General features: G+C 49.2%; 29 protein-coding genes and 1 riboswitch. Of the genes, 9 read left to right on the forward strand and 20 right to left on the reverse strand.

Annotation, left to right across the window (positions count from 1 at the left end; translation table 11 throughout):
* Positions 1–210 precede the first annotated feature (210 nt).
* The 3 genes from VN24_RS03840 to VN24_RS03850 all read left to right on the forward strand — a co-directional run bounded on the left by VN24_RS03840 (position 211) and on the right by VN24_RS03850 (position 2,919).
* Positions 211–828, forward strand: coding sequence for a methyltransferase domain-containing protein (locus tag VN24_RS03840; RefSeq protein WP_045669335.1), 618 nt, complete (start codon positions 211–213; stop codon positions 826–828).
* A gap of 554 nt (positions 829–1,382) precedes the next feature.
* On the forward strand, positions 1,383–2,285 hold the full coding sequence (locus VN24_RS03845; RefSeq protein WP_420798598.1) for an SDR family oxidoreductase: 903 nt from the start codon (positions 1,383–1,385) through the stop codon (positions 2,283–2,285).
* Positions 2,286–2,325: 40 nt separating this feature from the next.
* A complete protein-coding gene (locus VN24_RS03850) occupies positions 2,326–2,919 on the forward strand; it encodes a TetR/AcrR family transcriptional regulator (protein ID WP_045669337.1) in 594 nt (197 codons plus the stop codon).
* 8 nt (positions 2,920–2,927) lie between these two features.
* On the opposite strand, the gene VN24_RS03855 is transcribed toward VN24_RS03850, so the two are convergent.
* From VN24_RS03855 to VN24_RS03865, 3 genes are all read right to left on the reverse strand, one after another.
* A complete protein-coding gene (locus tag VN24_RS03855; RefSeq protein WP_045669338.1) occupies positions 2,928–3,449 on the reverse strand; it encodes a 5' nucleotidase, NT5C type in 522 nt (173 codons plus the stop codon).
* 19 nt (positions 3,450–3,468) lie between these two features.
* The gene (locus VN24_RS03860) at positions 3,469–4,518 is read right to left on the reverse strand and encodes a M42 family metallopeptidase (RefSeq protein WP_045669339.1); all 1,050 of its coding nucleotides are present in this window, start codon (positions 4,516–4,518) and stop codon (positions 3,469–3,471) included.
* A gap of 85 nt (positions 4,519–4,603) precedes the next feature.
* Positions 4,604–4,783: a YvrJ family protein gene (locus tag VN24_RS03865; protein ID WP_045669340.1), complete on the reverse strand. Its 180-nt coding sequence runs from the start codon at positions 4,781–4,783 to the stop codon at positions 4,604–4,606.
* 318 nt (positions 4,784–5,101) lie between these two features.
* Here VN24_RS03865 and VN24_RS03870 point away from each other — a divergent pair, with 318 nt between their 5' ends.
* From VN24_RS03870 to VN24_RS03885, 4 genes are all read left to right on the forward strand, one after another.
* Positions 5,102–5,521, forward strand: a complete 420-nt coding sequence (locus tag VN24_RS03870) for a helix-turn-helix domain-containing protein (RefSeq protein ID WP_045669341.1) — start codon at positions 5,102–5,104, stop codon at positions 5,519–5,521.
* 25 nt (positions 5,522–5,546) lie between these two features.
* A complete protein-coding gene (locus VN24_RS03875) occupies positions 5,547–5,966 on the forward strand; it encodes an ImmA/IrrE family metallo-endopeptidase (RefSeq protein WP_082083603.1) in 420 nt (139 codons plus the stop codon).
* Between the two features lie 106 nt (positions 5,967–6,072).
* On the forward strand, positions 6,073–6,759 hold the full coding sequence (locus VN24_RS03880; RefSeq protein ID WP_045669343.1) for an HAD family hydrolase: 687 nt from the start codon (positions 6,073–6,075) through the stop codon (positions 6,757–6,759).
* A 74-nt stretch (positions 6,760–6,833) separates the two neighbouring features.
* Positions 6,834–7,154 (forward strand): hypothetical protein, encoded by a 321-nt coding sequence (locus VN24_RS03885; RefSeq protein WP_045669344.1) that lies wholly within the window; start codon positions 6,834–6,836, stop codon positions 7,152–7,154.
* A 74-nt stretch (positions 7,155–7,228) separates the two neighbouring features.
* Here the strand turns inward: VN24_RS03885 and VN24_RS03890 are convergent, their stop codons facing one another.
* Positions 7,229–7,438: a hypothetical protein gene (locus tag VN24_RS03890; RefSeq protein ID WP_045669345.1), complete on the reverse strand. Its 210-nt coding sequence runs from the start codon at positions 7,436–7,438 to the stop codon at positions 7,229–7,231.
* 253 nt (positions 7,439–7,691) lie between these two features.
* On the opposite strand from VN24_RS03890, the gene VN24_RS03895 reads away from it, so the two are divergent.
* Entirely contained in the window at positions 7,692–8,111 is a 420-nt protein-coding gene (locus VN24_RS03895) for a LysM peptidoglycan-binding domain-containing protein (protein ID WP_148505193.1), read from the forward strand.
* A gap of 104 nt (positions 8,112–8,215) precedes the next feature.
* Here the strand turns inward: VN24_RS03895 and VN24_RS03900 are convergent, their stop codons facing one another.
* From VN24_RS03900 to VN24_RS03940, 9 genes are all read right to left on the reverse strand, one after another.
* Positions 8,216–9,634 carry an NAD(P)-binding domain-containing protein gene (locus tag VN24_RS03900; protein ID WP_045672941.1) on the reverse strand — a complete coding sequence of 473 codons (1,419 nt, stop codon included), beginning with the start codon at positions 9,632–9,634 and terminating at the stop codon, positions 8,216–8,218.
* A gap of 314 nt (positions 9,635–9,948) precedes the next feature.
* On the reverse strand, positions 9,949–10,446 hold the full coding sequence (locus VN24_RS03905) for a C40 family peptidase (protein ID WP_045669346.1): 498 nt from the start codon (positions 10,444–10,446) through the stop codon (positions 9,949–9,951).
* Positions 10,445–10,579, reverse strand: a riboswitch (cyclic di-AMP (ydaO/yuaA leader). (Overlaps the previous gene by 2 nt.)
* Positions 10,580–10,754: 175 nt before the next feature.
* Entirely contained in the window at positions 10,755–12,359 is a 1,605-nt protein-coding gene (locus VN24_RS03910) for an ABC transporter substrate-binding protein (RefSeq protein WP_045669347.1), read from the reverse strand.
* A gap of 51 nt (positions 12,360–12,410) precedes the next feature.
* On the reverse strand, positions 12,411–13,298 hold the full coding sequence (locus VN24_RS03915) for a carbohydrate ABC transporter permease (protein ID WP_045669348.1): 888 nt from the start codon (positions 13,296–13,298) through the stop codon (positions 12,411–12,413).
* Between the two features lie 11 nt (positions 13,299–13,309).
* Positions 13,310–14,185, reverse strand: coding sequence for an ABC transporter permease (locus VN24_RS03920; protein WP_045672942.1), 876 nt, complete (start codon positions 14,183–14,185; stop codon positions 13,310–13,312).
* A gap of 217 nt (positions 14,186–14,402) precedes the next feature.
* Positions 14,403–15,695: a response regulator gene (locus VN24_RS03925; RefSeq protein WP_045669349.1), complete on the reverse strand. Its 1,293-nt coding sequence runs from the start codon at positions 15,693–15,695 to the stop codon at positions 14,403–14,405.
* Positions 15,667–17,445 (reverse strand): sensor histidine kinase, encoded by a 1,779-nt coding sequence (locus VN24_RS03930; protein WP_045669350.1) that lies wholly within the window; start codon positions 17,443–17,445, stop codon positions 15,667–15,669. The genes VN24_RS03925 and VN24_RS03930 overlap by 29 nt, the downstream gene beginning before the upstream one ends.
* A gap of 443 nt (positions 17,446–17,888) precedes the next feature.
* Positions 17,889–18,653: an SDR family oxidoreductase gene (locus VN24_RS03935; protein ID WP_045669351.1), complete on the reverse strand. Its 765-nt coding sequence runs from the start codon at positions 18,651–18,653 to the stop codon at positions 17,889–17,891.
* Positions 18,653–19,672: a WD40/YVTN/BNR-like repeat-containing protein gene (locus tag VN24_RS03940; RefSeq protein WP_238590821.1), complete on the reverse strand. Its 1,020-nt coding sequence runs from the start codon at positions 19,670–19,672 to the stop codon at positions 18,653–18,655. The genes VN24_RS03935 and VN24_RS03940 overlap by 1 nt, the downstream gene beginning before the upstream one ends.
* A 195-nt stretch (positions 19,673–19,867) precedes the next feature.
* On the opposite strand from VN24_RS03940, the gene VN24_RS03945 reads away from it, so the two are divergent.
* On the forward strand, positions 19,868–20,329 hold the full coding sequence (locus VN24_RS03945; protein ID WP_045669353.1) for a MarR family winged helix-turn-helix transcriptional regulator: 462 nt from the start codon (positions 19,868–19,870) through the stop codon (positions 20,327–20,329).
* 301 nt (positions 20,330–20,630) lie between these two features.
* On the opposite strand, the gene groL is transcribed toward VN24_RS03945, so the two are convergent.
* The 7 genes from groL to VN24_RS03980 all read right to left on the reverse strand — a co-directional run bounded on the left by groL (position 20,631) and on the right by VN24_RS03980 (position 26,662).
* Positions 20,631–22,259 (reverse strand): chaperonin GroEL, encoded by a 1,629-nt coding sequence (gene groL / locus VN24_RS03950; protein WP_045669354.1) that lies wholly within the window; start codon positions 22,257–22,259, stop codon positions 20,631–20,633.
* A gap of 101 nt (positions 22,260–22,360) precedes the next feature.
* Positions 22,361–22,642, reverse strand: coding sequence for a co-chaperone GroES (groES, locus tag VN24_RS03955; RefSeq protein WP_045669355.1), 282 nt, complete (start codon positions 22,640–22,642; stop codon positions 22,361–22,363).
* Positions 22,643–22,971: 329 nt separating this feature from the next.
* On the reverse strand, positions 22,972–23,250 hold the full coding sequence (locus tag VN24_RS03960) for a death domain-containing protein (protein WP_420798599.1): 279 nt from the start codon (positions 23,248–23,250) through the stop codon (positions 22,972–22,974).
* A gap of 709 nt (positions 23,251–23,959) precedes the next feature.
* Entirely contained in the window at positions 23,960–24,775 is an 816-nt protein-coding gene (gene tatC, locus VN24_RS03965) for a twin-arginine translocase subunit TatC (RefSeq protein WP_052702770.1), read from the reverse strand.
* A gap of 59 nt (positions 24,776–24,834) precedes the next feature.
* Positions 24,835–25,062, reverse strand: coding sequence for a twin-arginine translocase TatA/TatE family subunit (tatA, locus tag VN24_RS03970; protein WP_045669356.1), 228 nt, complete (start codon positions 25,060–25,062; stop codon positions 24,835–24,837).
* Positions 25,063–25,112: 50 nt separating this feature from the next.
* The gene (locus VN24_RS03975; RefSeq protein ID WP_045669357.1) at positions 25,113–26,171 is read right to left on the reverse strand and encodes a molybdopterin-binding protein; all 1,059 of its coding nucleotides are present in this window, start codon (positions 26,169–26,171) and stop codon (positions 25,113–25,115) included.
* Positions 26,168–26,662, reverse strand: coding sequence for a MogA/MoaB family molybdenum cofactor biosynthesis protein (locus VN24_RS03980; RefSeq protein ID WP_045672945.1), 495 nt, complete (start codon positions 26,660–26,662; stop codon positions 26,168–26,170). Before VN24_RS03980 ends, VN24_RS03975 begins: the two co-directional genes overlap by 4 nt.
* Between the last annotated feature and the right edge of the window lie 9 nt (positions 26,663–26,671).

Consider the following 26,671-nt stretch of genomic DNA (forward strand, 5'->3'; position numbering starts at 1 on the left):
CAATTGTTTCCGATTTCTGTTTGCGTATACCTTCTCAAAGATGATCATATCATCTTTTTCATTTAGAAGTCGAAGCCCCTTTGCTGCTGAAGCACAAAACCTCATAGACGGATCTGTAACGTGAACAAGTACTCATTCTTTGGCACCGTATTGACCTTCTCGTAACGTCAAGCTTTATGATAAGAATATCTTAACGGGGAGGATACATTCATGGACAAAGAGCAGCTGCAGGAACTTTACTTGCAAGACGGATATTATTGGGGAAAAGAACCGAACGAACTGGCAAAACGCATATTAGCGTATATTTCCAATGAGCGAATCCCGGGCAAAAAAGTGATCGATTTAGGCGCGGGGGAAGGCCGGGACAGCGTCTTCCTCGCCAAGCAAGGGTTCGACGTCGCGGCGATGGATTTCGCTCCGGCCGGATTGGCGAAAGCCGAACGATTGGCTGCCGAGATGAACACTGCGATCGCTACCATTGAAGGCGACATTAACACCTTCGTCTTTCCTCATCGCGCCGATGTCGTATACTCAATCGGCGCCCTGCAGTACATTCACCCGGACAATCGGGCGCGGCAGTTCCGTCATTTCAAAGAGAGCACGCTGCCGGGCGGTCTCCATGTGCTGTTCGCATTTACGGAGCATCCCGACGTACCGGTCGCGCCCGATTGGGGAACAAACGAATATCTCTACAAGCAGGACGAGCTGCAAGCCTATTATTCAGACTGGGAAACGCTTCTATCCGAAGAATGGATCTTTGATTGCAGCTCCAGCGGCATTCCTCACCGTCATGCTTCGAGAATTGTCATTGCCAGAAAGCCGTCCTAGCTATACAGAACAAACATATATGCTTAAGAAGCCGCTCATTGCGGCTTCTTGTATATCGCAGCATACCGGACCCATACGCTCCGGCGCTCCGGCGCTCCGGCTTTCTGCCGCCGACGGAGCTAAAGGCTTCCATGTCGTGCAGCACGAGAAGTTATTTTCGAAAAAACATGCATCCATACATCCTTTTCCTTGTTTATTATCCAAATCGTAAAAATTCCTGCAAAATTACATTTTTTTCTGGACCAAACGTATGTTTGGGCAATAAAAGCTTGGAATACCTGCACAATTGCAGGAATTTCCTCTCGATAAGCGATTTCAATCGTTCAAAACTGCACAATTGCAGGTTTTGAACGGCTTGTCCGTACGGAGAGCCTCGGGATAGCCCTTCTGGAACTTGCCCAACAAAAAGGGTCACGACAATCGTGCCGCCCCACATTCCCGGATTCCCGGGCAAAGGTACGATTGACAGTTTCCATAAATTGAAATAAGATAAAAATGAATGAACCATTCATTCAATATACTGCGATAGAGGTTGAATAACGATGGAGAATGGAATGACAAATGCGAATCGTACCCTCCGGGGCAAATACGTCGTCATTACCGGGGCTACAAGCGGCATCGGGCTTGCCGCTGCCAAAGAGCTCGCCGCTCAAGGCGCAAATCTTGGCATCGTCGCCCGGAGTGAAGCGAAAGCAAATGAAGCGGCGGCTCAAATCAAGGCAGCATCCGGCGGCCGCGCAGCAGTGGACGTATTCCTGGCCGACATGGCTTCACAGCAGTCCGTGCGCCGCGCCGCAGCCGACATTTTGGCCCATTGCCCGAAAGTGGACGTCCTGATCAACAACGCCGGCGCCATGTTCGTCACGCGGCAGCTGACGGTCGACGGCTTGGAGATGACCTGGGCGGTCAATCATCTCGCCCCCTTCCTGCTGACGACACTGCTCCTGGACCGGCTGAAGGAAAGCGGGCATGCACGCGTGATCACGACCGCCTCCCACGGCCACAAGATGGCCAAGAAAGGAATCCACTTTGACGATCTCGGCGCCGAGCGTCTGTACAAATCCCCGCAAAAGCTGATGGGCGGTCCTACATTGCGCTATGGGGAGACCAAGCTCGCCAATATTTTGTTTACCACTGAGCTGGCGCGGCGGCTGGAAGGAACCGGAGTCACGGCCCACTGCTTCGATCCGGGGCTTGTCGCCACGAACTTCAACCAGGACAACGGACGATTGGCCCGCATGACGATGGCCGTGATGAGAATGTTTGCCCGCACTCCGGAGAAAGGCGCCGAAACGCTGGTATGGCTCGCCGGCTCCGATGAAATTGCCGCCGAAAGCGGCGGATATTACAGAGACATGCAAACGGCCATCCCTGCTGCGCCCGCCCGGAACGCGGAAGCGGCAAAACGATTGTGGGAAATAAGCGAGGAACAAACCGGCATCCGCAAGACCCGATAAAGAATCGTCCTAAATGACAAAACTGGAGAGTGAATAACCGTTGACGCCATTCAATGAACAGCAGCCCGATCGCATCCACGAGGAACGGCGGGAGCAGATTAAGAGCGCGGCTCTGAAAGTTTTTGCCCTTCGGGGAATCGCCGGAACCAAAATGAGCATGATTGCCGCTGAAGCCGGCATTAGCCAAGGTCTTTCCTACCGCTATTTCAATTCCAAGGAAGAGCTCTTCACCCTGCTCGTCGAGGAAGCGATGGAAAGAGCGCAGGAGGCGGTTCAAAACATCGCTCATCTGCCCGGCACCCCCGTTGAACAAATAAGAGCTTTAACGATAAGGATGCTGGACGCGAGCCACAAGCATTACTTCCTGTTGCTCCAGCAAGCTCAAGCGTCGGATGAGGTGCCGGCAAAAGCGAAACAGATTATCGCTGCGTATTCCCCCCAGGATACGATCGGCGGGCTGATCCCCTTATTCGTTAAAGGGCAGCAAACCGGCGATTTTTGCGCAGGCGATCCTTATCAGCTGCTGTTCCTCTACTTCTCCGTCATTACCGGCCTTATGCTGCAGGAGGCGCATAGCGCTGAAGGACATTGGCTGCAAGACGTTGATATCTTAATGAAAATGGTAACGAAATAGACCTTTTGTTATTGAAAATATTCCTTTACTTCCAGCCAGTTGTTGACGCGGACATACCCGGTTTCATTGCAGTTGTGCGGCGCTGAGAATAAGATGCCTTGGCCCGTGAACCGTTTGAAATGCCGCACATTGTCATCGATCAGGTAGTCCGCATGAATGATGCTTTTGTCGCCGCAAAACACGAAGTTCAGCTCGCTCAAGAAACCGAAATGTTCTTTCAACCATTCATATTTTGCTGTAAAAGAAGTCGGAAACTCCATCGCAGCCGTCGTAATAAACACTTCATAGCGTTCGCTTAGCCACTTGATGACTTCCTGGCTGTCTTTCATCACTTCCAAATCGCGGAAAAAAGCCGGTTCGTATAAGTAAGCTCGAATTTCATTTCTCAAATGGGGGCGCAAATCGCCGAGACTTGTTCCCATCAAATGCTCAACCGTAATTTGTTCTTTGTATTCTTCGTTAAAAAGCCGCAAATGTTTCGGGTTGAAATCGGCGATCACTTCATCCATATCTATCGCAATTCGTTTCATCGTACGCTTTTCGCTCCTTTTAGTCGATATTGGTCACATAAGCCGCAAGCAGACGCACCGTGCCGCAGACCGCGTCAATGTGCGTCCGCTCCATCGCATGCGAGGCGTGCACGCCCGGTCCGATCAGCGCGGCTCTGATGTTTGCCCCTCCGCGCAAAGCCGCCGACGCGTCCGAACCGTAATGCGGATAAATATCGACCGCATGGCGGATGCCGTGCCGCTTGGCCAGCCCGATCAGCTTCGACGTCATTTCATAGTCGTACGGCCCCGTCGAATCTTTGGCGCAGATCGACACATCCATCTCCGTGCAGGAAAGATCGTCGCCGATGCAGCCCATATCGACGGCGATCAGCTCCGTGATGTCGTCCGGAATGGAGGAAGCTCCGTGCCCGACCTCTTCATAGACGGAGATAAAAAGTTTGACCGTCGTGCGGGGAGCGATGTTTTCCCGCTTAAACCATTCCAGCAAGCCGAACAGTGCGGCCACGCTCGCCTTGTCGTCGAGGTGCCGGGACTTGATGTAGCCGTTCGGGAGCACGACCGTCCGCGGATCGAACGAAATATAGTCGCCCGGCCCGATTCCGAGCGCCTCCGTATCCTTCCGGCTGCGCACGGGCTCGTCCAGGCGCACCTCCATGACGGCTTCTTCGCGTTTGAAGTCGCGCGCATCCGCATAGACGTGAACCGAAGGGTGCGTAGACATAATCGTACCCGAATACGTGCGGCCGTCGCGCGTATGCACGGTGCAATATTCATTTTCGATGGAGCCCATCATGTAACCGCCGACGAGCGTCAGCCGCAAATTTCCGCTATCCTTGACCGAGCGCACCATCGCCCCGAGCGTATCGACGTGGGCCGACAGGCCGATGACTTCGCCTCCAGCCGATTCACGGCCGGGCACCGTAATGATGGCGCAGCCTTTACGGTTTCTCTCGACGGAATATCCGAGCCTTCCCGCTTCTTCCGAAATATGTTCCATAATACGGGCGTAAAAACCGCTCGGACTCGGAATAGCCAATATCGTTTGCAAAAAACCGGTAACGTAATCCTGGTCGACTGATCCTGTCATATCCGCTATTCCTCCCAATCATTGGATATCAAAATCGTATCACGGCAGAGAGGCTGGAGCAATGAGGCGTAATTGGCCGAGCAGCTCATTTTTCCTGGATCTCCTCGCTAATTTTATTCAAGTCATCCTTCAGCCGCGAAATCGACTCCGACAACGTTTCCAGCTTCTTTTCAAAACGAAAAAGCAAATAACCGGCAAGGAAAATAGGAAATCCAACCTGACTAATTGCGGACAGAAAGAAAGATAGATGTTCTGTGTTATCCATTGGAATCACCTCCGCTCTGGAATGGCCAAACTAACCCATGTAGACGCCCGCTCTTGACGCCTCCGGCATCATCATCCGATCGTTAAAGATAGATAATTAAATTATCCAACCACAGGTATGACCCCCCTCATTCCTCCCCCGATAAACGCAGGGTTAAAGCGCTCTTCACCTCCACAGGACTAATAAAATAATAATGCTTGCATTAAACTCAACCTTAAGGCATGATAGTTAAAACGGAACATGTGTTCGATGCGATCATTATATGGATAATTTTTTTATCCGTCAAGAGCAGGCGAAACCATTTTTGGAGGCATGAGCATGAAGAAGAGCATAGGCCAAATTCTGATCCGGTTAAGGGAAGAAAAAGGACTTTCCCAGTATGACGCCGCCAAGCAGCTCGGCATCAAGCGGGCGCGCTATAATTCGTGGGAGAACGGCATCGCGAGGCCGCGGGTCGATATGCTGAACAAGCTGGCTGAATTTTACGGTGTCAATCCCGATTATTTGCTCGGCTTCGATGCTGTCGTGGAAGCCCCTTCATGGGCAAGTGCGAAGGACAGGCGGGATATCAAAAAATTTATCGAACAGCCGGAGGTGCTGTATTATGACGGCATCGAATTTTCGGAGGAAGACCGGCAAAAGATGATCGGCGTCATGGAGACGATCGCCTGGGAAGCGAAACGACAAAATAAAGAAGCCTACAAAAAAGCCCGAGAGAATATGGACGACGGAAATTGACAGCGGCTGTGACCTGGGGGAAAGCATGATGGACATCAAACGGCGAACGCGAAATCTTTATACTAAATACGGCACGTCATGCCCTTTTCAACTGGCCAAAATGTTTCATATTACCGTGCTGATCCTGGATTTGCCGGGCGGCATTAAAGGCTACTGCCAGCGTGTGTTCCGCCGGAAATTCATCGTGATCAACCGGAATGCGCCGGAGGATGAGCAGCGGTTCATCTGCGCCCACGAGCTCGGCCATACGCTGCTGCACCGAGGCATGAACCATTATTTCATTACAAGGGAAACCTACTTTGCCGTCGGCAGGTACGAAAATCAGGCGAACGAATTTGCCGTCAAGCTGTTGACGTGCGCCGAGCCGATGGAGCATGGGGAACCGCTCGAATGGTATTTGCGACGCTGCGGCATCCCGCCGGAAATGGATAAGTTTTATTTTTAACAAATATCCGCTTCAGTTGCTTCCGGCAATGATACTTTGTACAATTTCGCCATAAGATGTTGATGAAGATTCCTTAACATGAATCCAAGAGAGCGGGTGGCCGCAGTTGAATACAAAGCGGATCAAATGGTTCTTTTTTGATGTCGGCGAAACGCTGGTGGATGAAAGCGAACCGATCAGAGACATTATCGGACAGTTCGTCGAACAGGCTTCGCTGCTCGGATGGCCGCTGCGGCACGAGGAAGCGCTGGACGCTTTTATGGAAGCGCACCGCAGCTTCAGTCCCTTTCCGATGCAGGATGTGATGAAGAAGTTCATCAAGTCGGATGCGGATATCGCGGCCGTCAGAAGCGCAATGAAATACCGCAAAGAGCTGGAGAAGCCGTTCCCGCAGGCGAAAGAGCTGCTGCGCAAGCTCGCGCAAAACTATCGCATCGGCATTATTGCCAACCAAAGCGCCGGAACAACGTCGAGACTGGAACGGTACGGCATGCTGGAGCATATCCATGCGGTGTTCTCTTCTTCCGAAGAAGGGCTTGCCAAGCCGGATCCCCGTTTTTTTGAGCTGGCCTTAAGCAAAACCGCCTGCCTCCCTGAGGAAGCCGTCATGGTTGGAGACCGCATCGATAACGACATCATTCCAGCCAAAAAGCTTGGCATGCGCGCGATTTGGGTCAGACAAGGCTTGGCCCGGCTTCAGGCCGTTCCCGGCAATCCACTGTTCGCCCCAGATTGGACGGTCGAACGGCTGGCCGATATGGAGTCGCTCGCCGACTTCAACAAATCGGATTAAAGAAAAAGTATTGATTTACCTATAAAACCGAGTATAATACTTGGTATATACCAAAATTCGAGGAGATAAGCAACATGACAAATTCTGCGGCCATTACGCAAATATGGATCGATGATTATTTGGATCTGTTGAACTATGCGGTGCAAATCGGCGATTCCGCCTGGAAAGAAGAAATTGTACAGACGTTGAAGCAGATGAACGTGCCCGATTACAATCCGGTACAGGAATTGAAAGTCCAGCTGTGGCAGCAGTACGATGCGGTTATTCATGAAATGCTGGCCGTTTATGAACGGCTGCGGAAGAGTACGGCGAATGAGGATCGGCAGGCGGAAGAGGCTCTGTGGAACTTGAAGCAGCGGCGGCTGTATATCGCCAGACAACTTAAACGTATTTGAAGCGGGTTTTTGGACAAAAAAAATAGGCATGCAGTTGACTGCTTTGCCCGTTGGATTAAGAGAGTCGTGAGACCTTAAGCCATCGGTTGTTTTTTGTCGCGCATCATTGCCATCATACCGGTCATCATTTCGTCGCATTCCTGCATTTTGGACATCATCATGTCCATATCCATGTCCATTTCGCCCGCTTCTTGCATGGAATCCATCATCATCTGCATACATTTCATCTTGCACATCATTTCTTCCATACACATCATCATCATCATGTTCATACTCATCGTCATGCTTGTACACCTCTCTTCCTTTTTTTACGTTCTCCTATATACTACTTCAATTTTTTCCATCGATCAAGCAAAAATATGTTGATTTTTGTCTGTTTGCTATGATATATTTATTTATTTAGTATTCTTATTAATCTGATTGGAATTACGTTAATCGACCAGGACGAGCCCATTTTTTTATAAGGGTAGGAACCTATTTTTTGTGTAGGCCATAGTGTATATAGTCAAATGACTATACTTCAACGGAGGTCTTATTATGCATCGTGCGTTTACACCGTTTGGCGGACCCGGATTCCGCCGTCCATTCCGCCCGTTCCCTCATCCATTTTTTCCCGGCCGCTTCTTGTTCCCGTTTTTCTTCTTCTTTCCGTTTTTCTTTCCTTTTTTCCGGGATGAAGACGGCGGAAACGAAATCTTCACTGTCCATCAAGCGCAAGCCGGGGATACGTTAGAAAAAATATCCCATATGTACAATATGCCCTATCCGATCATTGAGGAAGCGAACCCGCACATTGGAAATCCGAAACAAATGACACTGGGCGAATCCGTCTATATCCCGCGCATTTCGCATCTGTACTGTCACAAAACGTACATGGAAAGAGAAGATTCTCCTAACGTCATGTATCCGACCCAAACGATGCCGTTCCAAGCAGGGCCGAATCCGATGCATAAGTAGATATGGGGATTGGGATTGCATGGCCATACTGTAATTGAAAATAGAGCCGTCCCGCTCGTAGAATGTTTACTACTCGGGGACGGCTCTTTTCAGTTCAAGCTGGGTTATCCCTTTTGCGGCCATTCGCCGACAAATTCAAGCTCGTTATAAGCGAAGAAGTTTTTCAAAATTTCTTCACGGTCATCGAGGAACAGCTGATGCGCGACCGCCGAAGCGAGCTTTGGAATCGCATATTTCATGCCGGAAATCGCCGAAGCCGAAATCCCGCAGCTGATTAGCGCAGAATAGTTGAAAGCATAAAGTCCATGCAAAAGCTTTGCTCCCTCTTCATCGCGGCCTTCGAAAGCAAAGCCGGGGCTGAGGTAAGGATGGGAATCGAGCAGCGGATTGGCCACTTCTTCCGGCGCCGTATAACGGTCGCTCCAGCGGGCAATGTGGCTTTCGACAAGCTTCAGCTCCGGACGCAACGCCGGATCGGTAAGAAGACCGGTGCTGATGATGAGGAAATCAAAGGTGAATTTACCCTGAGGCGTGGTCACCACCGCACCGTCATCTGTCGCCTCCACATCAAGCCATGGTGCGCCCAAGTGCAGATTAAAGCCGGGCCAGGAAGCAGCCCGTCCAAACGTATCGTTCGTCGGCGGCTGATTGAACTTAAAGAAATGGGCGAATACTTTATATTTATCGGCGTCCGGCAAAGTCGGGAAATGCTCGATCATGCCGGAAACTTCCATCTGGCGGATCGGATTGATACGCGGCAGCTCCTTGCGGCGTACAAAGACGTGTGCCTCAGCCACACCTTCGTTCAAGGCGAAATTGGCATTATCAAAGGCCGACGCCCCGCCGCCCAAAACAGCAATTTTCTTGCCTTTAAGCGCTTCAAAATCAATATCTTTCGAAGTGTGAGCGTAGAGATGGTCCGGCAATTTGCCTGAGATCATCGGCGGTACGTGCCATTCGCCGCCGCCTTGAATGCCGTTGGCCAGAATGACTTTGCGAGCCAGCAGCAGGCCCCGCGGCGCCCCGGCCCCTTCGATATGAAGGCGGTGAATCCCATCTTCTGCAGGCTCGATCAGGTTCAGCTTCACTTCATTGATGACTGGCAAATTCAGAACCTTCCGATACCAGCGCAGGTAGTTCATCCAGTCGCCCCGCGGAATTTTATCCACCGCTTCCCAGCCTTCCGGCCCGAATTGCGCTTCCCACCATGAGCGGAAGGTCAAAGAAGGAACCCCAAGGTCGATGGAGGTCAAATGCTTGGGTGTTCGGAGCGTCACCATCCGGGCATAGGTTTCCCACGGCCCTTCCAAGCCTTCACGGTTTTCGTCGATCACGAGAATATTGGATACCCGCTCGCGCAAAAGTCCGAAAGCCGTGCCTAAGCCGCCTTGGCCGCCGCCGATAATGACGACATCGTAGACATGCCCTTCAGGATGGCTCAGAGGACGCACCCAGTCCGCGCCCCCGAAAGCGAGATAAGAAAGTTCGGTTTTCACTCGTTCGTTTAAAGCCTCTAAGCTCATCATTATTCATACCTTTCAGCGGTGTTCTTGTAAGCTATCATTTCGTGATTGCGATTCAATCGGGATAAATGGATGTTTCATTTAGCTCCTTTTGGAAAAAAGCAAGCCTTATCTCCATGGAATGTGAGAAAAGGTTACATTACGATCCATCTCATATATTATCTTTTCTACCCTGCATTTTAAAGGGCATCCATTGTTTTTTGTAATTGGCGCTAAATTTTCGATTGCGAATTGTTAATCGTCACAAGACAAAGAAAACTTTAGGCAAAAAAAAACCGGCCTGCCATCTGCTATGGCGGGCTGGTCCTTATCTTTTACGCACGAGCATCATCTGACTCATGGATGTCTTCGATCATTGCTGCATAATGTTCTCCCGTTACAATACGCCGGGCAGTGACATAACGTTTCTTATAATAAGAGTCCGACAATTTGCTGATGCTGACACCTTTGCTGCTGGATGAATGAGCAAATTTTCCCTCACCTATGTAGATACCGGCATGAGAAATCCCGATGCCATTTGTGTTAAAGAAAACAAGGTCTCCAGGACGCAGTTCCTCTTTCTCCACTTTCATGCCAACCTTTGCTTGTGACCTGGATGTCCGCGGAAGCTTCGTTTCGAATTGATTAAACACGTAACGGATGAATCCGGAACAATCAAATCCTTGGACCGTAGTTCCTCCCCACTTATAAGGAGTCCCTACGACTTCATTAACGGTTTCATTTAACTCTGATTCATTTGCAAAAGCATTCCCTGCACCTGCAAACAACATTGTGGCTCCCAACAACAAAACTGCGGCTCGCTTCTTCAACATATACTCCCTTCGCTGCCTACGAGGTTAGCTAAGGGTTCGGTTGAAGGTGCCCTATAATCCTTTAATTGCAAGATTAATTCACCCAAGATGGTTCCCCCGTTTTCCATGTACGGAAATTCGACAATTATGTAGTTATTATTACATTGAGTAGTACAATTCGATTTTTTCTCTGAAATCCCTCCTGCAGCGAAATTAGAATCCTTTCATCTTTCCCGCTACATTTCGTCATTCTTTTTCATTTTTCTCATCTATTCTTCATTTATGGCAGTCAAAAGGGGTATTGCGCTAGGCAATACCCCTTTTCATCCTTATTTTCCGTTAGCTGCGCGCCAAGCGTCTACTTGCTTCTGAGCTTCGGCAATGATTTTTTCAAGACCTGCGGCTTTCAATTTATCGATCATCTTCGGCAATTCTGCCGGGTCCAGTTGGCCCGATTGAAGGCCCGGATCGTAGGTGCTTTGAATTTTGCCGATGGCGATCAATTCATTCTTCACCGGCTCCGGATCGAACACGAATCCGAATAGCGGAGAAGGCTGGCTTTGAACGATTTCGTTGAATTGCTCATAGTTCTTGTACTTGTCCGGATCTTCGCCTATGCGGGTGTAGTTGAGCATTTGGTTGCCGAGCTGCCACTGGTTGTCGTGATAGAACCCGACATTGTCCTTCGTTTTGCCGTCCGGCAAAGCGATTTGCCCGTTATTCAGGACGTAATGCTTACCTTCTACGCCGTAGTTGAACAAGGTCAGTAAATTTTTATCCTTGTATAACAAATTCAAGAGCATCATCGCACGAGCCGGATCTTTAGAAGTTTGGGAAATGGCTTGCATCGTCGCGGACAGCTTGGTCGTATGCAGCCTGTCAATGTTCATCGGAATCTGAATGAGCTCAATGCCGATTTGCGTGCTCTTGTTCGGCATAGGCGCCGGCTTTCCGATTTCCATATCCTTCACGATTTCCAGATCGGATCCGATGGACGCAAACGCCGTTTTGGCTTGGAACTTTTTCCAAATATCCACTCCAGGGGTCGTTGCATCCTTGTTGAGATAACCCGCTTTATACCATTCACGCGTCAAATTCGCCAATTCCATATAGCGGGAAGTTTCATACATATTGACGACTTTAAATTTATTGTCCGCATTTGGATCCCGCTGATCCAGCCCGGCAGGGCCAATGATGCTCTCCATGCTGCCCGATCCAAAATAAGCGCCTAGCGGGAAGGCCGGTCCAACGGCAGGTGTTATGTTCGGCTCGTTATCCTTAATCGTCTTCAGCAGCGGTTCAAGGTCTTTGAATTCCCCTGATTTAAGGGGGCTCAGGTCCATATTATATTTGTCGACCAGATCTTTTCTGAGCACGATTCCTTGGGGATTGCCCAGCTCCTGGTGAACATGGAGGCCGTACAGCTTACCCCCGCGGCGAGCTCCTTCCAGCAGGTCACCTTCAACCGCTTTAATATCGGCTCCATATTTCGCAAGCAGATCATCGAGCGGAAGCAGGGCGCCTTTAACCACTTGCGATTCAAACCCCATCCAATTGGCCGTCCACAGCAGATCGAATTTTCCCCCTGAGGACATCATGAGGTTCGTCTTGTCGCTGTAAGCGCTCCAATCGATCGGATTAAGCTTAACCTTCATATTTAGCTCCGGATAGGTTTTGTTCAAATAATCGTTCATGGCGCTTTGGACGGTTGACAGATCATTCTGTTTGCCGTCCGGATAGACCATGACGACTTCGTACGGATCCAATTTTTCGGCACCTTGGTCTGAACTTTGCGAAGCCTGCGAAGATTGAGGCTCCTGTGCCGGCTCCGTATTCTGGTTGCCTGCGCTATTGCCTGTACAGCCCGCCGCGGCAAGAGAAAGCGATAGAAGAAGCGACGTAAGAATGATCGACCTTTTATTATAACGTTTCATTTCCGTAACCCCCCATAGGATGTTTTTATACTAAATCGGCCGGAACCGAACTTAGCCTTTGACTGAACCGATCGTCAAGCCTTTAACAAAATATTTTTGCAGGAAAGGAAATACAAGCGCGACCGGCAATACCGCAATAACCGCCATTGCCATTCGAAGCTCCTCCAGCGGCTGAACCTGCATAGACGACGCGTCAATATGCGCTTTATCCGCAATGGACTGAAGATATTGAGCATTCATTAAAGTGTTGTATAAGAAATATTGCAAATTGTAGAGCTTATCGTTACTGATAAAGACCAGGCTCGTAAACCAATCGTTCCAATAGCCCACAATTGTGAAAAGACCAACCGTTGCCAGAACCGGCAACGATAGCGGAAGAATAATGCTGAAATACGTACGGTATTCACTCGCTCCGTCGATTTGCGCCGAATCAATCAGGGACGGAGGGATGCTGGTCGTAAAGAACGTGCGGATAATGAATACGTTAAACCCGCCCAGCAGTCCGGGAATAATCAAGGCGAGCAGGGAGTCCTGCAAATGGAGGAACTTCGTATAGACCAAGTACCAAGGAAGCAATCCGCCGCCGAACAACATCGTAATCAGCACATAGAAACTTAAAAATCCGCGGTACGGAAAGTCCTTTCTGGAGAGCGAGAAGGCCATGGCCGATGTCACGAACAGGCTGACGATTGTTCCGACAGCGGTTACAAAAATGGAAACGCCGAACGCTCTCAAGATCGGCTCCGCATCATGGAGCAGATAGCGGTAGGCAACAAAGTCGAATTCTCGCGGCCAAAAGCTGTATCCGTATTTGGTCAACGCATCCTGACTGGTCAATGAAACCATCAAGATCAGCCAGAACGGAATTAAACAGGCCAGGCAGGCAAGGATAAAAAACAGATTAATCACCAGGTCCGTCCGATTATGTTTTTTTGGCACGGGTCTCCCTCCTAAAATAACGCCTTCTCTTTGCTTATTTTTTTCACGATCATATTCACCGACACCACTAAAATAAAGCCGACGACAGACTGCAATAGACCGGCCGACGAAGCGAGATTTGAATCTCCCGATACAAGCAGCGCGTTATAGACATACGTGTCGATGACTTCTGTTGTACTCTTGAGCATTCCGGCGTTTAAGGTCACCTGGTAGAACAAGCCAAAATCGGCATTAAAGATGCGGCCGAGCGAAAGGAGCGTTAAAATAATGATGACCGGAACGAGAAACGGAAGGGTTATACGGGTCATTTGCTTCCACTTGCCAGCTCCGTCGATCATCGCAGCTTCGTAATATTCTTTGTCGATCCCTACAATCGTCGCTAAATAAATAATGGAGCCAAAGCCTACAGATTTCCAAATATTAACTATCGCTAAAATGTACGGCCAATATTGCGGAGACATGTACCAAGATATCGCTTCATGGCCCATCGGCTCTAAAATCGATTTATTGATAAAACCGAGATCGGGATTCAGGAAGCCGAATACGAGGAAAGCAACGACGACCATAGAGATAAAATTGGGCAAAATCAGCGTGCTTTGATAAAATTTGGATAAAATCCGGCTTCTGACCTCATTTAACAACAGAGCGAGTAACACCGATAAGACCGTGTTAATAACGAGAAAAGCGAGGTTATACACGATCGTATGGGCGACAATCTTCCAGATATCTCCTGTGGCGAACAGAAATTTAAAATTATCGAAACCTGCCCAGTCGCTGCCCCAGATTCCCTTCGAAAAATTCAAATCCTTAAATGCGAGAAAAATACCGAACATAGGCAGATAATTGTTTATCAGCAGAAACAAAAAGCCGGGTAACGCCAAAATCATCAACGCCCGGAATTTCCATAGTGTCCGAAACGGATTTCTGGATTTCCCGGTTGACTTTTCCCTAATTGACGCCAATTGTTTTTCTACATACATAGGGTCCACCTTCCTGTTGCTGTTTATGTTATTATCTTACAGGCAATCGAACGGGTCCCCCACTGTTTTTGTTACCCGGCTCTAGTCATTTTGTTACTTCGTCGATTCGAAAAAAAAGCACAGCTCATCGATAGCTGAGCCGTGCATATTGCTTTCGATATTGTTGGGGGTTAACTCCGCAGTGCTTCTTGAACATTCGGGTAAAGTGGGAAAAGTTGCAGTATCCAACCTGCTGGGCGATTGCGCTTACGGTCATATCCGTCGAGTCGAGTAATAGCTTCGCCCTGTCCATTTTGATTTCAATCAGGTAATCGATCAGGTTGTTGCCGGTTTCCTTCTTAAACAGCCGCGATAAATAAGTAGGATTGAGCCTGACATGAGCTGCAACATCTTCCCGGGAGATGTCTTCCTCCACATTCTCTTTCATATATTGAATCGATTTCCGGACGAGTCCGTCCGTTTCTTTCTCTTCGAATGCCGTAAAGACAAGAACAGACTGTGATTTGGCCACATTGTTTCGTTCCATTTCCTTCAAACCGAGGCACAATCTGGGCAAATCTTGAAAAGTCGCAAAATAACCGACATAACAGGACGCCTTGCAATAGAAATAATTTTGGCAGACTTCAAGAAATTGTCTTCCTGCCTGAACCCATCTGTCTGTTGAAGATGCGCCCTGAATTGTCCTCGACCCGTAGACGATGACAAATAGGATACCATTTTTGTCTATAATGGCCTGCCCGGGATGATCGGCAAGCAGAAGCTCCTCTGCCGCCTTCTTTACCGCATATTCCATCATTTCCTTCTCCCGTTCCTGAAGCGGCTTCTTCCAATCCTCAATACTGATCAGGAACGGCAAAACATAATCCTCCGGCGACAGCTGGATCTGTGCATCCTTAAGTGCCCTTTCCAGGAAATCGCCAAACGGCAAAATGCGGCGGGACAACAAATCTTGCCAGAATCGCTCCGCGAGCAGCGGCTGCTGTTTTTTCCATAGCGAGTAGTATTTCTGATACATCTCATTATAGCGCGACTGTTTTTCCTTCTCCTCGATGGCATGTATCATTCGCCCAACCACTTGCGCCAATTCTTCACTGTCCACGGGTTTCAATAAATAATCGAAACTTCCGAGGTGAAGAGCCCGCTTCGCATACGCAAACTCGTCGTGGCAGCTCAGAAACACCCATTCCGTGTGAGGAGAACGATCATTGACCCATTGGACCAAGGAAAACCCTTCCTCGTCAGGCATCTCTATATCGCAGATCAAGATATCGATCCGTTTCTCCAACATAATTTTTCTGGCATCGTCCGCGTTATAAGCCACATCCACCGTATCGATGCCGTGCATCTGCCAATCATTGCATTTACGGATGCCTTCCACGGCGAATTTTTCATCGTCCACGATCAGCATGTTGTACATCTTTAGTTCCCTCCTCCGCATACTCAATCGGCAGCAACAGCCGTATCCGAACGCCTTTAGGCTCATTATGATGAAAGACCAGCTGCGCCTTGCCCCCATACCGCATCGCCAGACGTCTTTTTACATTCCATATCCCGATGTGGCTGTCTTCTGAATCCGGAGCGTACCCTTCCGAGTTGAATTCCATACGTTGTTCTGATGTCATCCCTTTTCCGTTATCACGCAATTCGATCGCGATCATATCCTCGGTTCCACCCGGCCGTTCAACCGAAATTTGCATCATAAAAGGGGTCGTCTTTACGCTCATGCCATGAATCATCGCATTTTCCACAAAGGGCTGGATAAGCAGGGACGGAATCTGAACGTGATGCAAATCATCCGGCAACCGGATATCAAACATGAATGAATCCTGATAGCGCATTTTTTGGATTTCCAAGTAATGAATAATATGATCCATTTCCTGGGAAATGGTGATCATATCTCTCTTTGAACGAAGCATAAACCTGAAATATTGCATCAGATGGCGCACGGTCTTTTTCACCAATTCATAGCGCTTCAAGTCCGCCAACTGAAAGATGATATTCATCGTATTCAGAAAAAAATGAGGATTAATTTGCAGTTGAAGATGCTTCAGTTCTGCTTGCTGGGAGCGCAGTCTCTCTTCATAAACGTTTATTTTCAAATCCGTGATCTCTGCGACCATTCGGTTAAAGGAATGATTGATCAAAGCAAATTCGGTAATGCTCGAATCGGGCAATCTCGTATTCATATCTCCTTCTTTAATCCGCCTTATCGCTTTCAGCAATTGACGAATGGGATTGAAAATGATGCTTCGAAAAATGGATATATATAAAATTAAAGTGACAACGACAAACAGCGGAAGCAAATTGATCATGATTTGAAAACCGCTTAAGCCCCGCAGCAGCTCTGAATTCGGAAGGAGAACAGCCATACTGATTCCGCTGTTTGCCGAACGGCTGGTAACCGCCAACAGCTTTGATTTCCCGTTTGAGAGCGTGAACGATTGGCTCTTTTGCAGTTTATCCGCATCCAATCGTTGGATGGCCTTTAATGAAGATGAAGGATTGGACAATACCGTGCCGTCATCTCCAACAAACAATACATCCCCGCCCTCCCTCAGATCCAGGTTTCCAAGGGGGATCTTCAAACTGTTCATGCTGATGATGGCTCCGATATAGGCATTATTGGTTAAATCGTCGCTTACCAATCGGTATAAATAATGTTGATCCTGAATGCGAATGACAGACCACTTATACATCAGACCTTTAATGAGCTCCGGTTGGTGGAACGAATCGGCAATCCAAGCTCTTACCGCCTCTTTATCGTCGGAAGCGGCACCGAACATATCCGTAGAATATGCCCTGTCTTTCGGTTTGGAATAAATAAAAAACATGTCGACCGTATGGTAATAAGATTGATAAATCGTGTTCCGGTGAATTAACTGAAATTGCGTAAAATAATTCTCGGAGTCGGATAAACCGGGTTTCCCGAATTTTTGAAAGTCATCATCGTTATTAACAATATCCAGCATATACGTCGTAATATCTTCCAAGCTCTTGTCGATCATATGTAAATTGGAATTAACCAGGTTTTGATATGAATTCGCAACTTGAGTCAAGACGACGCTTTTAGCATAATTCCCGACGATAAAAAGAATCAAAAGGAGGGGAACCGTGATCGCACCGAAAAGCAGAAAGAAACGAGAACCAAGCGTATTCATTTTGTTCATGCTGCATCCCCCTCTTGAGCAGTCGTTCCGGCTCTTTACGCCATTTCAAAAATTAAGCGCTTTCATAAATGCTAACACCCCGGATAATCCGGAAACAAGGGGAATTTTCATCTGAAAAAGGTGCACTATTTACAGCAAAATAGAGGCTTCCCGCAAGTTGATGAACTCGCAAGAAACCTCTTTTTCACCTCATGTCGATCAATTGCACACCCTCTCAATTATATGGCAAGCTTATGCTTCCAAAACAAAAGCCCTTGAATACAAGGACTTCTCAAATGGCCATAACCGTTTCCTTTCCACAAACAGCGGCGACTCGGGACGATCCCAAAGATTAACGCGATGGTTTGGTCCGGAATTCGTAATTTGCTTGTAAGAACCATCTTTTCAAATTTCATAAGGGAAACAGAAAGTTTCTATGTTCGATGTTATCTCGGGGTGAACCACTATAAATGAGATCCTCCCGTAACATCAAGTAATTGGGCTGTGACGAAACGGCCGTCTTGGGATGCAAGGAACGCAACAACATCGGCAATATCGGAGGGTTCACCCATTCGGCCAAGAGCGACCATGTCAGCGAGTAGTTTTTGTGCTTCAGGAGAATCAAGAAAGTCCGCATTCATGTCGGTTCTAACCATGCCGGGTAAAACCGCATTTACCGTGATTCCTCGAGGACCAAGTAATTTTGCAAGATGGAGCGTGAAGGTATTGATTGCTCCTTTGGTTAAGTTGTAAGCCATAATCGGTGGATAAGCAACCCTTGTAACACCCGAAGAAATATTGACGATACGCCCTTCATTACGCAAGCGGGAGAGCGACTTTTGTACTAAAAAGAACGGTGCTTTGACATTCACTGCAAATATTTCATCAAATGCGCTTTCCGTCGTTTCTTCAAAAGATTCCGGTATTCCGATACCAGCATTATTGACCAGAATGTCAAAGTGGATTTCACCGGTTCGAAGCATTAGTTCCTTATCAAGTAATTGGATGAGTTGATTGACACCGGCGGCTGTGTTAAGATTCGCACCAATTGAAAATGCTTCACCCCCGTTCGCTTTTATCGTTTTCACCACATCTTCTGCGGCATCCTGCCCGCTTCCATAGTGAACGGCAATTAATGCACCTTCTCTTGCGAGCCGTAAAGCGATCCCTCGGCCGATCCCTCTGCTTCCCCCGGTAACCAGTGCTACTTTTCCATTGAGCCGGTTCATTATAATTCTCCTTTCCAATCCATAACTAATAAAGCGCTGCGATGTCTTCTTTGTGGGGCATGTTGTAAATGCCTTTTGTCCCAATCGACAGACAATGCATGCCAAGTTTTTCCTCTATCCGAAGACCGAAAAAGACCTCGATTATTCAACGCATAGAAAGTATTATAATCATTCGGGTCCGCTGCTAAATTGGAAATCATTGTACCTTTCGCAACGGGCAAGCCCTGTTCGACCTTTTTCCATGGCTGATCCTTTTCTTTACGATAGATATAAGATTCAGCAACGGAAGGGTCATAAGCATTTATCGCTCCGGCAGAAGCAGAAACGAGCATCATGTCCGGGTCATCCTTGCTGACCACCATACTAAGCATATAACGATGTTCTAATCCATCGCTAAAATGTACCCACGTCTCGCCGCCATCGTGACTCAGTAACACGCTTCTGCCTGGTTGATCTACACCGTCACTACACGCTGCATAGATTCGATTAGGTGCCTTTGGATGAGTTAATAGTATATGGGCGTCTAAAGGGTTTCCTTCTTTTGTATCCAGCCAGTGTTCGCCTCCGTTTTGAGTTCTAATCACTGCCCCTGCCTCGATGGAAGCATATATATTTCCATTCGACGAATCTTCAGCAATCATACGAACATTATGGGTTTGGGGATTTGGCGGGAAAGACCATCTCGAATAAGAAGGCAAGGCTTTGATCTCTTCCCATTCACTCCAACTTTGGCCGGCATCGATGGAATAAAACAAAGCACTTCGATCAGTTCCTGCGTAGACCGTTCCATAATCTCCGTTTTTTCGGGTCGGGCTAACAAACACAGAAGTAAAGATTGATTCGGGAATGTCTTCTCCAATCCTTTTCCAACTGTCGCCACCGTCATCACTCATCCATAAGCCATGCCCATCGGTTCCGCAATAGAGGCGGTTTGGCATGAAGGGATCGTTCGCAATACATACAGGATTTAAAACTTCTAAGTGAGACAGGAGTTTGTACTTCGTTTTCAGTTCATCCAAAACTATTAATTCTTCTGACATGCATAAAAAAAAATCGATTCATCTCATTCTCTCCTTACCGACAGATTTGTTTGCCACCTTTTCCTGATTAGGGTACACTACAGATACAGAACTTGATTATAATGACCATATCAATTATTGATATTTATATAGTGATTATGATCAGTAAGTTAAAAAATGTCAAGGAGAATATGTATGGGCAATTCAGAATTTCCATTTCCGGCTAATCCTGCTTCAGCCGCCTTTGTATTACAAACCTTAATTAAGACCACTCACCAAGTTCATCGTGAGTTTGAGAGGCTATTATCGACTTTGGGATTGCCATCATACTTAACTGGACCACGTTTGCGAGTCCTTTTGGATGTTTCACAATATGGCAGCATTCGTATGAGTGATTTAGCAAAAAATCTGGGGGTCGAAGCTCGGGTCGTGACACAATATGTAGATACGTTAGAGGGACAAAATTTACTTGTGCGGACGGCAGATCCAACTGATCGTCGGGCAACGCTTGTGAAATTGACTGATGAAGCACTCCCTATCATAGAACAAGCACGAATTGTAATGGAACAAGCTGCAGAAAAAATATTTGAAGGAATACCTATTGACTCACGCAAGCAATTGATTCAACAGCTTAATCAGCTTACCCATGGAAGTTAGAATGTGTGATTACGGAGGAAGCTTAAACCATCCTGCCCGGTAACTCAACGAATGATATTCGTTGGCAACAACCTTTAAATCAATAAAGCTTGCCGACTAATGGCAAGCTTTTAATTCCAAATAGAACCTATGGCAAACTTATAGGTTAATTCAAGTTTATCGAACAAATGAGCCCCTTGAGAGCTCAGACATCCTGAAGGGCACCAATCTGCAAGAAATGTGACTTTTTCTTGACCTTTATACAAAAACGGGACCCCGAAAGGTCCCGTTTTGCTTGTATATCAAGGTTTTGGAGGGGCGATTACATCATTCCGCCCATTCCGCCCATTCCGCCCATGTCTGGCATAGCCGGTTTGTCTTTTTCAGGTTTGTCAACGACAACCGCTTCGGTCGTCAGAACGACTGCCGCTACGGAAGCCGCGTTTTGCAGCGCGGAGCGCGTTACTTTGGTCGGGTCAACGATACCTGCATCGATCATGTTCACCCAGTCGCCGGTAGCGGCGTTGTAGCCGATGCCGAGCTCTTCTTTTTTCAAGCGTTCCACGATGATGGAGCCTTCAACGCCAGCGTTCGCAGCGATCGTGCGAACCGGCTCTTCCAGAGCGCGCAGGATGATGTTAACGCCGGTTTTTTCTTCGCCGCTAACTTCAAGTGCCGCTACTTTGTTGTATACGTTCACGAGTGCCGTACCGCCGCCGGAAACGATACCTTCTTCAACCGCAGCGCGGGTGGAGTTCAGGGCGTCTTCGATGCGCAGCTTGCGCTCTTTCAGTTCGGTTTCGGTTGCAGCGCCGACTTTGATTACCGCTACGCCGCCGGCCAGTTTAGCCAGACGCTCTTGCAGTTTCTCGCGGTCGAAGTCGGAAGTTGTTTCTTCCAGCTGCGAACGGATTTGGGTGACGCGGGATTGGATGTCGGCCGGGTTGCCTTTGCCGTCGACGATGATCGTGTTTTCTTTCGTTACACGAACTTGGCGCGCGGAACCGAGCTGCTCCGGAGTCGTCGATTTCAGGTCGAGACCGAGCTCTTCCGTAATGACTTGGCCGCCGGTCAGAGCGGCGATATCGCCCAGCATCGCTTTGCGGCGGTCGCCAAAGCCAGGAGCTTTAACGGCCACGCAAGTGAACGTGCCGCGAAGACGGTTGACGATCAAGGTAGCTTGCGCTTCGCCTTCCACGTCTTCCGCGATAATCAGCAGCTGCTTGCCGGATTGAACGACTTTCTCGAGAACCGGAAGGATCTCTTGAATGTTCGTAATTTTTTTGTCAGTGATCAAGATGTACGGCTCGTCAAGAATCGCTTCCATCTTGTCGGTATTCGTAACCATGTAAGGGGAAGTGTAGCCGCGGTCGAACTGCATGCCTTCAACCACTTCCAGCTCCGTAGCGAAACCTTTGGATTCTTCAACGGTAATGACGCCGTCGTTGCCCACTTTTTCCATCGCTTCCGCGATCAGTTGGCCGACTTCTTCGTCACCGGAGGAGATTGCCGCAACCTGTGCGATCGACTGTTTGCCTGCGATCGGCTTGGAGATTGCTTTCAGCTCCTCAACAGCGGCTCTAACCGCTTTTTCGATGCCTTTGCGGATGACAACCGGGTTAGCGCCGGCTGTTACGTTTTTCAGGCCTTCGCGGATGATCGCTTGCGCCAGAACGGTTGCCGTCGTCGTGCCGTCGCCCGCAACGTCGTTCGTTTTGGTCGCAACTTCTTTAACCAGCTGCGCGCCGGCGTTTTCGAACGCATCTTCGAGCTCGATTTCTTTGGCGATGGAAACGCCGTCATTCGTGATGAGCGGGCTTCCGAATTTTTTCTCCAGTACAACGTTGCGGCCTTTCGGACCGAGCGTTACTTTAACCGTATTTGCAAGAGCGTCAACTCCGCGCAGCATGCCGCGGCGGGCTTCTTCGCTGAACTTGATTTCTTTTGCCATCGTCAGTTACCTCCCGGGTAATGTGTTGGGTGTGGGCTTATAAGCCGTAAGTAATTCTTCCTTGCGCTTGTTGCCCTGTATGTGGGGATCTCCGGCTTGTCTTAACCGAAAATCGCGTGAATGTCGCTTTCTTTCATAATCAAATACTCTTTGCCTTCGTATTTGATTTCCGTGCCCGCATATTTGGAGAACAGAACGCGGTCGCCTTCTTTCACTTCCAGAGCAACGCGAACGCCGTCTTTCAGTGTTCCACTTCCGACAGCTACCACTTTGCCTTCTTGCGGCTTTTCTTTCGCCGTGTCCGGCAGTACGATACCGCTGGCGGTCGTTTCTTCTTTCGCGATCGGTTCGATCAATACGCGTTCACCCAAAGGTCTGATCATGAAAAATAGCCTCCTTAAATTGAATTTGTCGCAATTTGATGATTGTTAGCACTCGTGAGAGCTTAGTGCTAATAACATTTTTAATCATACTCAACTTAGGGAATGATTTCAAGTGGTTCGGCTTAAAATCGGTGCAATTTACGAAATTTTTGCTTCTCTGCGCGAACGGCCCTTGTTAGCGCCGCCTCACCTGGCTCCCAAGCGGGTTCGCCTATCCTAGGAATGATGCGGGGCGCCGCCCAAAAAAGACGATGGCCGCAAACCGGGCCAAGCGCGGTTTGCGGCCATCGTCTTACAGCTTCATTAATACGGCTGCGGCGCAGCGACCGTTACAGATCATCCGTCCGGTCCGCGTCCCGCTCTTTCTCCTCTTCCCGGTGCACCAAATAAATGGAGGCGCCGGCGGTGTAAATAAAGACGCTGCCGATCAGAAAACCGATGCCGACCATCAGGCTCAGATTTTCGTCGCTGAAGTGGCTCAACCTCCACAAGCACAATACCACCCCGGTCACCAGACATGCCCATGCCGCAAAATTCATAAAAGTAAAGAGACGTTTGACATCATGTTTGTCCAGATCCGGCTTTTTCATCGACACCATTTTGCTCACGTCTATCACATCCTATTCGGTTTAATGTAAGGGCTTTCTTAATTAGAATATACCACATTTACGAATTTTATGTCACATAATTTTCATTTTTTTATCAAATTTCAGTCACTTTTATATATTGACTATGCAGGTGGTTTAGGTTAAATGACGGATTGCGAGAAACGGAGGCATGACAGAAGGTGAAAAAGCTGAGGAAAACTCCTGTCGGAGTCATTTAATGATGAGCGACCCATGCCGGTCAAAAAGTTCATGCGCTGTTCAACCATCCCCCTTGGCTGAACATCTGCGGATCACAAACCAGCCTCGTATGGCTTACGAACTGAGTCATCGTTATTTGTACAGATTGAACCTGTTCCAAGCTCTAACGAATCGTAGAGTCACTATTCTATTCCTATCGACTCGGTTGGTTTGTTTTTTGATGCAATAATGATGGTAGGGTTCGTTATCGCTCAAGAAGTCTAATTATTCCTGAAATAACGGTTTTACGATTCTTTAGCCAGTTTCATAAGTCGTTCGCTGCCGTCCACTGCTCGAAGATTCCCCCAACGTCAAGATTGTCCTATAACGAAAAACAAAACAAAAACGAGGCGGAAGACTACCCTCACCCCGTAATTTTATAAGTCTATAATCTCAAAAAAAACCGCCGCAGACAGAGCTGCAGCGGATATTACGGCAGGTAATACAAGCATTATTCAATGTTCAGCTGTCGTTAAATTCGCTGTACGCCGTAGTCTTCCTCGAAGCGGGCGTCCGCCCGCTGCTGGCGGCGGTATATCCGGGCGGACAAAAACACGCTCACTTCATACAGCACCACCAGCGGAATGGACACCAAAATATCCGAAACGACGTCCGGCGGCGTAATCGTAACTCCGATCACAATCATAATAAAGTAGGCGACGCGGCGCATTTTGCGCAGCGTGGCCGGCGTTACGATGCGCAGCATCGTCAGAAACATAATGAGAAGCGGAAGCTCAAACAGCAGCGAAATCGGAATGATGATGTTGAACATAAACGTGAAATACTGCGTAATCCCGTACGTTTCTTCGAGCCCGAGATGCCGCGACACTTTCGTCGTGAAGGAGAATGCCATCGGCAGCACGATAAAATACGAAAATGAAAGCCCGATCAGAAACATAACGACGGCGTAGGGCACATAACGAAGCGCGGCCCGCTGCTCTTGCGGCTTCAACGCCGGCTTTACGAACGACCACAGCTGGTAGAAAGCGAATGGAACGACAGGAATAAGCGCGATGACAAAAGCGAATTTCATGTAGATCCCGATGCCGTCCCATAGCGAAAAAGCATGAAGCGCCATTTCGTTCACGGGCGGCTGCTCCATCAAGTAGCGGTATACCGGATCGGCGCAAATCAAACCGGCAACAAGGCCGAGCGCGAGCACAACGAGCACCGCAATGATCCGCTTGCGCAGCTCCCCCAAATGCTCAAACAGCGGCATCAGCCCTTCTTCGCGAATGCGGGCGCGCGCCGCTTCCGCTTCGCTTTCCGCTCGCATACTGTCCGTCATCGTCTACCCCTCCTTGCTTGTCAATCACCATCTGGGCCGGAAAAAAAAACAGGCTTCCGTCAATCCGGAAGCCGTTTGTTGTCTTGTTCGTCCGCGCGGGTGACATCTACCTGCGATGCATTGCTTTTGCCCGAATCGTCCTCTATCAAGTCGCGTGTGCCCGCTTTAAACTCCCGCAGCGTGCGGCCGAACGCCCGCCCCAGCTCGGGCAGCTTATTCGGCCCAAAGAGCAAAAGCGCAATGATTGCCAGCAGCAAAAAACCAGTCGCGCCAATTCCGCCAAACATGGAGTCCCCTCCTCAAACGTGGATGATGAAGGCCTGCCGCGCCCAAAACGTCAGCAGTTATGCAAGCCTCCGTAGCCGAGCGTCGTAATATCTTCCTTCACGATCCGGTCCCCCGCAAGGATGCGCGGGAGCAGCACGTCAAACGACGTATACGGGTCATGCATGACACATCCCGGCAAACCCATAATAGGCACGCCATCCAGATAACCCATCAGCAGCATCGAGCCCGGCAGCATCGGCGTGCCGTAGCTGACGATGTCGGCTCCGGCAGCTTTGATCGCTCCCGGCGTCCGGTCGTCGGGGTCGACGGACATCCCGCCCGTTACCAGTATCATATCATAACCCGCTTGACGCATGGAAGCGATTTCTTCGACGATCTTCTCCTTGTCGTCCGGGACGTAACGCTGTTCCGCCACTTCCGATCCGAACGCTTCCAGCTTCGCACGGACGACCGGACCGAACTTGTCGACAATCCGCCCGGTGTACACCTCGCCGCCCGTCGTCAGCAGCCCCACCCGGAACCGTGAAAAAGGTTGCACCGCAACCGGCCCGGAACCGCCGCTGCGCTCGCGGTATTCGCGTGCAAGCCGCTCCACTTCTTCGACTTTGGAGGCGGGCACAACAAGCGGGATGGCGCGCGTCGCCGCAAGCTGCTGGCCCGGCTTGACGACCACGTTCGTCTTCACCGTCGCCAGCGCGACTTCGCCCAGTGCGTTGACCGCCGCTACATACTCCGGGTCGACGCGGGCTATGCCCAGCAGCTCGGACTTCAGTCCGACTTTGCCCTCGTGCGGCTCCGTCAGCACCGTCCCTTCGCCCTGCAGTGCAAGCGCCATCCGCAGCGCAGCTTCGTCCTCATGGAGCTCGCCTTCGCCCAGCTCCATAATATAGATATGCGCTTTGCCGATATCAAGAAGACGGGGCAGATCCTCTTCCGTAATGACGTGGCCTTTTTTGAACAGCCGCCCTTTAAACGTCCCCGGTACAATTTGCGTTAGATCGTGCGCAAGCCGCAGGCCGACAGCCTGCTCCACCGGAACCTCCTTCAATATCGTCGAGCCTGCGCCGGATTCGCTCAGAGCTTGTTTGTTTGCCGTTTCATCCGTCATGATGTGTGTTCTCCTTCCCGTCCGGATATAATGCCAAGAGCGTGCGGAAGCTGATCCATCACTTCAACCAGACATTCATGGACGCCCTTCGGGTTGCCGGGCAAATTGATAATTAATGTGCGCCCTCTGATGCCGCTGATGCCCCGGGATAGCATTGCCCGGCGCGTCTTCGACATCGTCCCGCTCCGCATTGCCTCCGATAGGCCCGGAACGAGCCGTTCCACAACCTTGAGCGTCGCCTCGGGCGTAATATCTCTCGGCCCAAGACCCGTGCCGCCCGTCGTAAGCACCAGATCCGCCTGAAAATAATCGGTCATCTCAATCATGGCCGCCATAATTTCGTCCTGTTCGTCGGGGACGATGCGGTAGTCTACAATTTCGCCTCCAAGCTCTTCTTCCACCAATTCACGAATGACTTGAGCGCTTGTATCTTCCCGTTCCCCCTTGGAGCCTTTGTCGCTCGCTGTCAGAATTGCCACCTTCCACCGCATCATCGATTC

Source organism: Paenibacillus beijingensis, assembly GCF_000961095.1.
In the GTDB taxonomy this organism is placed as follows: domain Bacteria; phylum Bacillota; class Bacilli; order Paenibacillales; family Paenibacillaceae; genus Paenibacillus_O; species Paenibacillus_O beijingensis.